This window comes from Streptomyces sp. NPDC059850 (assembly GCF_042731515.1).
Taxonomy (GTDB): domain Bacteria; phylum Actinomycetota; class Actinomycetes; order Streptomycetales; family Streptomycetaceae; genus Streptomyces.
This window is the reverse complement of sequence record NZ_JBHWJI010000040.1, coordinates 67,221-76,531: the sequence shown is the minus strand read 5'-3', so window position 1 is coordinate 76,531 and position 9,311 is coordinate 67,221. Positions and strand designations below refer to the sequence as shown.

Sequence of the window (9,311 nt, the reverse complement as noted above, 5' to 3'; positions counted from 1 at the left end):
GGGGTGGTCGGTCCCCCCCGCCCCCGGCCCCCCCGGCGGTGATGGGCGGGGCGGGGGGGGGGGGGGGGCCCGCCCCCACCCCCCCCACCAGGCCGGTGGCTACTCCTCGCCCGACTCCGCGGAGTCGCCGGACTCGTCGGACTCCGATTCGGCGTCGGCCTCCGCCGCAGCCCCGGAACCCTCCAGGAGACGGGTCAGCTGACCGCCCAGGACGCGCTTGAACTTCCGGGCCTGAGGCCGCTTGCGGTCCAGGACCGCGACCTCCAGCTGCTCGGCGGTGAGGCTGCGCTCGCCGCCGTTGTTGTCCCGGGACAGCGAGTCGACGGCCAGCTTGAGGGCTTCGGCCAGCGTCATGCCGTCCCGGTGGCGCTGGTCGAGATAGGTGCTGATCTGGTCGGCGTTGCCACCGACGGCGACCGAGCCGTGCTCGTCCACGATGGAGCCGTCGTGCGGCAGCCGGTAGATCTGGTCGTCGGCGGGGCTCTCCCCGGTCTCGGCGACGATCAGCTCGACCTCGTACGGCTTCTCGGCGGCGCTGGAGAAGATCGTGCCCAGCGTCTGCGCGTAGACGTTGGCGAGCCCGCGGGCCGTGACATCGTCCCGGTCGTAGGTATAGCCGCGCAGATCGGCGTACCGGACGCCGCCGATGCGCAGGTTCTCGAATTCGTTGTACTTGCCGACCGCCGCGAAGGCGATCCGGTCATAGATCTCGCTGACCTTGTGCAGGGCACGGGACGGATTCTCGGCGACGAAGAGGATGCCGTCGGAATACTGCAGCACTACCACGCTGCGGCCGCGCGCGATGCCCTTGCGGGCGTATTCCGCGCGGTCGGCCATGGCCTGCTGGGGCGATACATAGAACGGCGTCGTCACCGGCTATCCGTCCCTTTCTGTCATTGGCGAATACATTCCGGGTCAACCGTCCCCTCAGAGCAGGGCGGCGCGCGGGCCGTCCGGCTCTTCGAGCCGCCGCTCGTGGATGGCGCGGACGATGTCGGCCACCTCTGCCTCGGTGAACTTCTTGAAACCGTCCTCGGTGATGACCGTGACGATGGGATAAATACGCCGGGCCAGATCGGGGCCGCCGGTCGCGGAGTCGTCGTCCGCGGCGTCGTACAGCGCCTGGATCACAGCGGTGGCGGCCTGCTCTTCCGTCAGGTCCTCGCGGTAGAGCTTCTTGAGCGCGCCGCGGGCGAACGTCGAGCCGGAGCCGGTGGCCGCGAAGCCGCGCTCCTCCGAGCGCCCGCCGGTCACGTCGTAGGAGAAGATGCGGCCCTTCTCGCGGTCGACGTCGTAACCCGCGAAGAGCGGGACGACGGCGAGGCCCTGCATCGCCATGCCGAGATTGCCGCGGATCATGGTCGAGAGCCGGTTGGCCTTGCCCTCCAGCGAGAGGACGGTGCCCTCGACCTTCTCGAAGTGCTCCAGCTCCAGCTGGAACAGCTTGACCATCTCCACGGCGAGACCGGCCGTGCCCGCGATACCGACGGCCGAGTACTCGTCCGCCGGGAAGACCTTCTCGATGTCGCGCTGCGCGATGACGTTGCCCATGGTCGCGCGCCGGTCACCGGCGAGCGCGACCCCGCCTGCGAACGTCGCCGCCACGATCGTCGTGCCATGCGGTGCCTCGATGGCGCCCTGCACCGGGGGCAGCGGGCGGGCGCCCGGCAGCAGCTCGGGCTGATGCGTTCCGAGGAAGTCCATGAACGACGAGGAGCCGGGCGTCAGGAAGGCAGCCGGCAGACGCCCTGTGCTTCGAGTGTTGGCTTCCACACGATTCCTTCCACCAGATCTTGAAATACTGCTCGGACCTTACCCCTGGCCATGGAAGTCATCCGTCCTGCGCCCTCTCGATGAGGACACAGGACGGAGGGGGACGCGCCTTACTCTCCGCCCTTTTGCACGAAGGACCGCACGAAGTCCTCCGCGTTCTCCTCGAGGACGTCGTCGATCTCGTCCAGCACGGAGTCGACGTCGTCGGAGAGCTTTTCCTGCCGCTCCTTGAGATCCTCCGCGGCCTGTGCGTCCTGCGCCTGCTCCTCGACCTCCTCGGTCTGGCGCGACGCCTTCTGCTGACCGCCGCCGGTGTCCTTGGTCGCCATGTCCCTCACCCCGCTCGGTTCGCCCGCTGATTCGATCGGTCTCAAGATCAGACCCTACAAGCAGGGTCCGACATCGGCCTCCTACTCGGTACAAAGCGTGGAGGCCACCACCATGATTCCCGGTCGGAGCCCATTTCAGCCTCCGGACAGCACCCGGACCAGGTCCTCGGCCGTGCGGCAGCGGTCCAGCAGCTCCTTGACGTGGTTGCGGGTGCCCCGCAGCGGCTCCAGCGTGGGGACCCGCTGCAGAGAGTCACGGCCCGGGAGGTCGAAGATCACCGAGTCCCAGGAGGCCGCGGCCACGTCGTCCGCGTACTGCTCCAGGCAGCGGCCGCGGAAGTAGGCGCGAGTGTCCTCCGGGGGCTTGTTCTGGGCCCGTGCCACGTCGGAGTCGTCCAGCAGCCGCTTCATCTTGCCGCGCGCCGCCAGCCGGTTGTACAGGCCCTTCTCGGGCCGTACGTCGGCGTACTGCAGGTCGACCAGATGGAGCCGGGCGGCGTCCCAGTCCAGGCCGTCGCGCCTGCGGTAGCCCTCCAGCAGCTCGCGCTTGGCCACCCAGTCCAGCTCGCCGGACAGGGACATCGGATCGCGCTCCAGCCGGTTGAGCACGTCCTCCCAGCGGGTCAGCACGTCCCGGGTCTGGTCGTCCGCGTCGGCGCCGAAGCGGTCCTCGACGTACTTGCGGGCCAGCTCGAAGTACTCCATCTGGAGCTGTACGGCGGTCAGCGTACGGCCGCTGCGCAGCGTGATCAGGCGCTGCAGCGTCGGGTCGTGCGAGACCTGGTGCAGCGTGCGGACCGGCTGGTCGACGGCCAGGTCGACGGCGATGAAGCCGTCCTCGATCATCGACAGCACCAGCGCGGTGGTGCCGAGCTTGAGGTAGGTCGACAGCTCGGAGAGGTTGGCGTCGCCGATGATCACATGCAGGCGGCGGTACTTCTCGGCGTCGGCGTGCGGCTCGTCGCGGGTGTTGATGATGGGCCGCTTGAGGGTGGTCTCCAGACCGACCTCGACCTCGAAGTAGTCCGCCCGCTGGCTGATCTGGAAGCCGTGCTCGTGCCCGTCCTGGCCGATGCCGACGCGGCCCGCGCCGGTGACGACCTGGCGGGAGACGAAGAACGGCGTCAGATGGCGCACGATGTCCGAGAAGGGGGTCTCCCGCTTCATCAGGTAGTTCTCGTGCGTGCCGTAGGACGCGCCCTTGTTGTCGGTGTTGTTCTTGTACAGGTGGATCGGCTGGGCGCCGGGCAGCTCGGCGGCGCGCCTCGCGGCCTCGGCCATGATGCGCTCGCCCGCCTTGTCCCAGAGCACCGCGTCCCGCGGGTTGGTGACCTCGGGGGCGGAGTACTCGGGATGCGCGTGGTCGACGTAGAGCCGTGCACCGTTGGTGAGGATGACGTTGGCCAGGCCGATGTCCTCGTCCGTGAGCTGACTGGCGTCCGCGGACTCACGCGCGAGGTCGAAGCCGCGGGCGTCCCGCAGCGGGTTCTCCTCCTCGAAGTCCCAGCGGGCGCGGCGCGCCCGGTGCATCGCCGCCGCGTAGGCGTTGACGACCTGGGATGAGGTGAGCATGGCATTGGCGTTCGGGTGCCCCGGGACGGAGATCCCGTACTCCGTCTCGATACCCATTACGCGCCGTACGGTCATGCGGCCCTCCTAGCCCGACGCCGCCCCAAGCCGGGGCCGACGCTCAAGTACCGCTGCGCGGCTCGTAGGACTCATACGATGAATGCCGTCCGAAAAGCGCATCCGGCTGCGGATGCCCCGTCCAGGACATCCGCAGCCGGACAGCGGTCTTACAGGTACTGACCGGTGTTGGCCACCGTGTCGATGGAGCGTCCCGTGTCCGCGCCCTGCTTTCCGGTGACCAGGGTACGGATGAAGACGATCCGCTCGCCCTTCTTACCGGAGATGCGGGCCCAGTCATCCGGGTTCGTGGTGTTGGGCAGGTCCTCGTTCTCCTTGAACTCGTCCACGCACGCGGCGAGCAGATGGGAGACCCTGAGGCCCTTCTGGTTGTGGTCGAGGAATGCCTTGATGGCCATCTTCTTCGCCCGGTCCACAATGTTCTGGATCATGGCGCCGGAGTTGAAGTCCTTGAAGTAGAGGACTTCCTTGTCACCATTGGCGTAGGTGACCTCCAGGAAGCGGTTCTCCTCGGATTCCGCGTACATCTGCTCGACGACCGACTGAATCATGCCGGCGACGGCGGCCTTGGCCGAGCCGCTGTGCTCGGCGAGGTCGTCCGTGTGGACCGGCAGGGTGGCGGTCAGGTACTTCGAGAAGATGTCCTTGGCGGCCTCGGCGTCCGGACGCTCGATCTTGATCTTCACATCGAGGCGACCGGGGCGCAGGATGGCCGGGTCGATCATGTCCTCGCGGTTCGAGGCGCCGATGACGATGACGTTCTCCAGGCCCTCGACACCGTCGATCTCGGAGAGCAGCTGGGGGACGATGGTGTTCTCCACGTCCGAGCTGACTCCGGAGCCGCGGGTCCGGAACAGGGAGTCCATCTCGTCGAAGAAGACGATGACCGGAGTGCCCTCGCTGGCCTTCTCCCGGGCCCGCTGGAAGACCAGCCGGATGTGCCGCTCGGTCTCACCGACGTACTTGTTGAGCAGCTCGGGGCCCTTGATGTTGAGGAAGAAGCTCTTCCCCGCGGGCTTGCCGGTGACTTCGGCGACCTTCTTGGCAAGGGAGTTGGCGACGGCCTTCGCGATCAGCGTCTTGCCGCAGCCGGGCGGGCCGTACAGCAGCACGCCCTTGGGCGGCCGCAGTTCGTGCTCCTTGAACAGGTCGGGGTAGAGGTACGGAAGCTCGACCGCGTCCCGGATCAGCTCGATCTGGTTCCCCAGGCCGCCGATCTTGGTGTAGTCGATGTCCGGAACCTCTTCGAGGACGAGTTCCTCGACCTCGCTCTTCGGCACGACCTCGTAGACGTAGCCGGAGCGGGGCTCCAGCAGCAGGGCGTCACCGGGGCGGATGGTGGTTTCCAGCAGCGGCTCGGCGAGCCGCACCACGCGCTCCTCGTCGGTGTGCCCGATGACCAGGGCCCGCTCGCCGTCCTCAAGGACCTCCTTGAGGGTGACGATGTCCCCGGCGCGCTCGAACTCCATGGCCTCGACCACGTTGAGCGCCTCGTTGAGCATGACCTCCTGGCCCTTCTGGAGGTCATCGAGCTCGACGCTTGGGCTGACATTCACGCGGAGTTTACGGCCTCCGGTGAAGATGTCGGCTGTGCCGTCCTCGTTCGCCTGCAGAAAGGCACCGAAACCGGCCGGCGGCTGGGCGAGCCGGTCGACCTCCTCCTTGAGGGCCACGATCTGGTCGCGGGCCTCACGGAGGGTGTTCGCGAGCCGCTCGTTCTGGGCGGAGACTCCCGCCAGATTGGTCTGCAGCTCGACGATCCGCTCTTCGAGAATCCTCGTGTGACGCGGAGAGTCGGCGAGCTTGCGGCGCAGGACGGCGATTTCCTGCTCGAGATAGGCAACCTGACCGGCGGGGTCATCAGACCCCCGCCCCGGCCGGATGCCGCGGTTGATGTCGTCGTCGTGGGCTGCCACGGTCCTCACCTCCTCCAAGGGGAGCTGGACGCTTCCTGACCCTACCTGGGCCGGTGCGGGTTGAAACCCCTAGATCACAAACCCGGTCGGCGTGTGTCCGATCTTCACCCTTGCGCACTCCCTCACGCCAGGTGAATACCCACCCAACAACATCGGAAAGCGAGCGGTTGTATCGTCGACCCGGTCAACACCCGCCAGTGCTGGCGATATTTAGTCAATGTTGAATCGCGTATCGAGGGAACGGCAGGCGACGCACCGTGCGGAACGAGGAGCTCGGCGATCTTGAAGTCTGGATTGACCAGGACCTGTGCACGGGGGATGGGATCTGTGCCCAGTACGCGCCCGAGGTCTTCGAACTCGACATCGACGGTCTAGCCTACGTCAAGAGCGCCGACGACGAGCTTCTGCAGGACAAGGGCGCGACCACCAAGGTGCCGCTGCCACTGCTCACCGAGGTGGTGGATTCGGCCAAGGAATGCCCGGGCGACTGCATCCATGTGCGGCGCGCCGCGGACCAGGTCGAGGTGTACGGCCCGGACGCCGAGTAGCGCCCGGGCGCCGCGCGGCGGAGGACGCCCGCGGGACGCTGCGTGAGTGGTCAGACACTCCCCGGCACGGGCAGTGCCTTCAGTACGAACTCGCCGTCCCGCCACTGCCAGTTGACCTTGCGCTGCAGATCGGGACAGCACCGCGGGACCTTCGTCGACGAGTAGCCCAGCAAAGTGGCCGAAACCTTCGTTCCGCGCACCGCGAAATCCTGGACGCTCATCCCCTCCTTCGGGTCGACGAAGGTCGCCACGATCTGGGGGGCCGCACCCGGGCGGGACGGCTGCGCGAGGACGTAGACGCCGCTGGGCGGGTTTCCGGCCGCGGTCTCGCAGCGCACCACGGCGACCGTTTCCGGCCGTCCGTCGCCGTCCAGGTCTCCCGAGGCCCGGTCCACGACGCCGGGCTCGGCCCGGCCGCAGTCCATCGGATAGTGCGCGGCCCGCGGGTCGGGGGCCTTCGCCTTCGCGAGCGGCAGATCGGCGCTGGGCGCGGAGAGGGTGGTGGGGGCCGCGCTGGCCTTGGCGTCGGCGGGCTGGAAGGCCGACGCTCCGGCGACGACGGCGGCCACGGCGGCCGCGGTCGCGATCCAGTGCACCGGACGGGGACGGGTGTGCGCGAGATCCGGGCCCAGAGGCTGCACGCGGGATGACTCCATGAGATGGCTGCGGCGGAGGGGGTGCTCCGCATCGTGCCACATCTCACACCGGCGCGGCCACCGCCCCGCACGGGGGAAGTCGGTGGCCGCGCCGAGTCGTTGATACGGGGGGCGTCAGCCGCGGTCGGCCGAGGTGTCCTTCCCGCTGCCGTAGCCCGGGTAGTCGTCGCCGTACGCGCCCTTGGCGGGACGGCGGCGGCGCAGCGGCGGCTCCACGCCGTCCGCGAGGCGGCGGGCGGTGAGCAGGAAGCCGGTGTGGCCGATCATGCGGTGGTCGGGGCGGACCGCCAGGCCTTCGACGTGCCAGGTGCGGACCATGGTCTCCCAGGCCGACGGCTCGTTGAAGGTGCCGTGCTCGCGGATGGACTCCACGGTGCGGGCGAGCTGGGTGGTGGTGGCGACGTAGGCGCACAGGATGCCGCCGGGCACGAGCGCCTTGGAGACGGCCTCCAGGCACTCCCAGGGGGCGAGCATGTCCAGGATGACGCGGTCGACGTCGGTGTCGGACAGGTTGTCCTGGAGGTCGCCTACGGTCAGCTGCCAGGCGGGGTGCGGGGAGCCGAAGTAGCGCTCGACGTTCTGCGAGGCGATGTCGGCGAAGTCGGACCGGCGCTCATAGGAGTGCAGCATGCCCTGGTCGCCGATGGCCCGCAGCAGGAAGGTGGAGAGCGACCCGGAGCCGACGCCCGCCTCGACGACACGGGCGCCGGGGAAGATGTCGGCCATCGCCAGGATCTGCCCCGCGTCCTTGGGGTAGACCACAGCGGCACCGCGTGGCATGGACAGGACATAGTCGGGGAGCAGGGGACGCAGCGCGAGATACGCGACGTTTCCCGTGGTGCGCACGACAGTTCCCTCGGGGGCGCCGATCAGCTCGTCATGGGGGAAGGAACCCTTATGGGTGTGGAAATTCTTCCCGGCTTCGAGCGTGAACGTGTAGTGGCGTCCCTTGGGGTCGGTGAGCTGGACCTGGTCCCCGACTTGGAAGGGCCCGCGACGGCGGGCGGCACCGGTCGGTTCGGACATGTGAACAGCCTACCGGGACCGGGAGCCTGCCCGGGACGGCGGGCCTCGGCGGCCCGTCCGGCAGCCCTGGCCTCAGGCCGTCGGGGTGCGTGCCATGGCGTTGACGAAGGCGCGCTCGACATCGGCCGTGGAGAGCACGCCGTAGATCTCGCCCGTCTCCTCCACCACCAGGTACTCGGTCGCGGGGGTGGCGCGCAGGGTGTCCAGCAGCTCCTCGCCGGTCAGCTCGGCGGAGACCCGCATGCCGTCCTTGAGGTCCTGGGCGAGGCCGCTGACCGCGACCCAGGGGCGCCGGTGCTCCGGGACGCCGACGATGGCCGCCTCCCGCACCACGGCGGTCGGGGCGCCGTGGCCGTCCACCACGACCAGGGCGCGCGCCCCCGCCTCGTTGGCCCGCCGCAGCGCCTCGGACAGCGGGGTGTCGGACGCGACGGGCACGGCGCGCCGGGTGAGCGTACGGGCGCGCAGGTCCGGCAGGCGCTCCCGCAGCCGGGCCATCCGCAGGCTGTTGCCCGCCCCGGTCCAGATGATCGCGGCCAGTATGGCGGCGAGCAGCGCGTCGGTGAGCGAGTCGACGCTGCCGAAGTCCTTGGGCTCCCCGCCGAGGCCGCCCGCCTGGGTGAGCCACGGCAGCCCCACCAGGACGGCGACGGCGAGCGCCCGGCCGGTCCAGGCGGCGGCGACGGTTCCGGCCATGGGCTTGCCGCTGATCTTCCAGACGACGGCGCGCAGCATCCGCCCGCCGTCCAGCGGCAGGCCGGGCAGCAGGTTGAAGGCGGCCACGATGAGGTTGGAGATCATCAGCCCGGCGAGCAGCACTCCGGGCACCGAGTCGGGCCGCACGAACAGCATCCCGACGTAGAAGACCCCGGAGAGGATCAGGGAGAGCAGCGGGCCGACGAAGGCGAGGACGAACTCCCGGCCGGGGGTCTCGGACTCCTTCTCGATCTCCGATACGCCGCCGAAGAACTGCAGCTGGATCCGGCGCACCGGCAGCTTGAAGCGCAGCGCGGCCACGGTGTGGGCCAGCTCGTGCACCAGGACGGAGGCGTAGAAGGCGACCGCGAAGAAGAGCGACACCAGATACCGGGCGGCGCCCAGCTCCGGCAGCACCCGCTCCAGCTGGCCGCCGAAGACCCAGGTGATGAGGGCCGCCACGAGGAACCAGCTGGGCGAGACGTAGACGGGTACGCCGAAGGGGCGCCCCATCAGGATGCCGCCGCCCACCTCGCGTGGTCGGCGCGGCTTGTCCGCCTCGGGCTCGGTCGTGCGGTCCGCTCCCCCGTCGCCGGACTGCCGCTGCCCGCTGTTGTCCACGGTGTCCCCTCGTCGGATGCGTCCGTCGCACCCTGTTTTGATACGGTCCCCACGATCATGCAGTGCGAGGGGCTCGGACGTCGATGGTATGCGTCCGGC

At 69.2% G+C, this 9,311-nt stretch carries 9 protein-coding genes; 1 reads left to right on the top strand and 8 read right to left on the bottom strand.

Annotated features, from left to right (window positions below; translation table 11 throughout):
• Positions 1-99: 99 nt before the first annotated feature.
• From prcA to arc, 5 genes are all read right to left on the bottom strand, one after another.
• The gene (gene prcA / locus ACFV9T_RS28825) at positions 100-873 is read right to left on the bottom strand and encodes a proteasome subunit alpha (protein WP_385445318.1); all 774 of its coding nucleotides are present in this window, start codon (positions 871-873) and stop codon (positions 100-102) included.
• A 54-nt stretch (positions 874-927) separates the two neighbouring features.
• Positions 928-1,773: a proteasome subunit beta gene (prcB, locus tag ACFV9T_RS28820; protein ID WP_385445317.1), complete on the bottom strand. Its 846-nt coding sequence runs from the start codon at positions 1,771-1,773 to the stop codon at positions 928-930.
• Between the two features lie 110 nt (positions 1,774-1,883).
• Positions 1,884-2,102 carry a ubiquitin-like protein Pup gene (locus tag ACFV9T_RS28815; protein ID WP_123101079.1) on the bottom strand — a complete coding sequence of 73 codons (219 nt, stop codon included), beginning with the start codon at positions 2,100-2,102 and terminating at the stop codon, positions 1,884-1,886.
• Between the two features lie 135 nt (positions 2,103-2,237).
• The gene (gene dop / locus ACFV9T_RS28810; RefSeq protein WP_385445315.1) at positions 2,238-3,749 is read right to left on the bottom strand and encodes a depupylase/deamidase Dop; all 1,512 of its coding nucleotides are present in this window, start codon (positions 3,747-3,749) and stop codon (positions 2,238-2,240) included.
• A gap of 149 nt (positions 3,750-3,898) precedes the next feature.
• On the bottom strand, positions 3,899-5,665 hold the full coding sequence (arc, locus tag ACFV9T_RS28805) for a proteasome ATPase (protein ID WP_385445313.1): 1,767 nt from the start codon (positions 5,663-5,665) through the stop codon (positions 3,899-3,901).
• Positions 5,666-5,922: 257 nt separating this feature from the next.
• Between arc and ACFV9T_RS28800 the strand changes: the two genes are divergently transcribed.
• The gene (locus tag ACFV9T_RS28800) at positions 5,923-6,213 is read left to right on the top strand and encodes a ferredoxin (protein WP_009719184.1); all 291 of its coding nucleotides are present in this window, start codon (positions 5,923-5,925) and stop codon (positions 6,211-6,213) included.
• A 50-nt stretch (positions 6,214-6,263) separates the two neighbouring features.
• Here the strand turns inward: ACFV9T_RS28800 and ACFV9T_RS28795 are convergent, their stop codons facing one another.
• The 3 genes from ACFV9T_RS28795 to ACFV9T_RS28785 form a co-directional block, all read right to left on the bottom strand.
• Entirely contained in the window at positions 6,264-6,869 is a 606-nt protein-coding gene (locus ACFV9T_RS28795) for a hypothetical protein (RefSeq protein WP_385445311.1), read from the bottom strand.
• A gap of 114 nt (positions 6,870-6,983) precedes the next feature.
• Positions 6,984-7,895, bottom strand: coding sequence for a tRNA (adenine-N1)-methyltransferase (locus ACFV9T_RS28790; RefSeq protein WP_385445309.1), 912 nt, complete (start codon positions 7,893-7,895; stop codon positions 6,984-6,986).
• 72 nt (positions 7,896-7,967) lie between these two features.
• Positions 7,968-9,212, bottom strand: a complete 1,245-nt coding sequence (locus tag ACFV9T_RS28785) for a site-2 protease family protein (RefSeq protein WP_385445307.1) — start codon at positions 9,210-9,212, stop codon at positions 7,968-7,970.
• Positions 9,213-9,311: the final 99 nt, after the last annotated feature.

Excerpts from the sequence above, each read along its gene's own strand:
- ACFV9T_RS28815 (WP_123101079.1), bottom strand. The coding sequence starts at position 2,102 with ATGGCGACCAAGGACACCGGCGGCGGTCAGCAGAAGGCGTCGCGCCAG.
- dop (WP_385445315.1), bottom strand. The coding sequence starts at position 3,749 with ATGACCGTACGGCGCGTAATGGGTATCGAGACGGAGTACGGGATCTCC.
- ACFV9T_RS28795 (WP_385445311.1), bottom strand. The coding sequence starts at position 6,869 with ATGGAGTCATCCCGCGTGCAGCCTCTGGGCCCGGATCTCGCGCACACC.
- ACFV9T_RS28790 (WP_385445309.1), bottom strand. The coding sequence starts at position 7,895 with ATGTCCGAACCGACCGGTGCCGCCCGCCGTCGCGGGCCCTTCCAAGTC.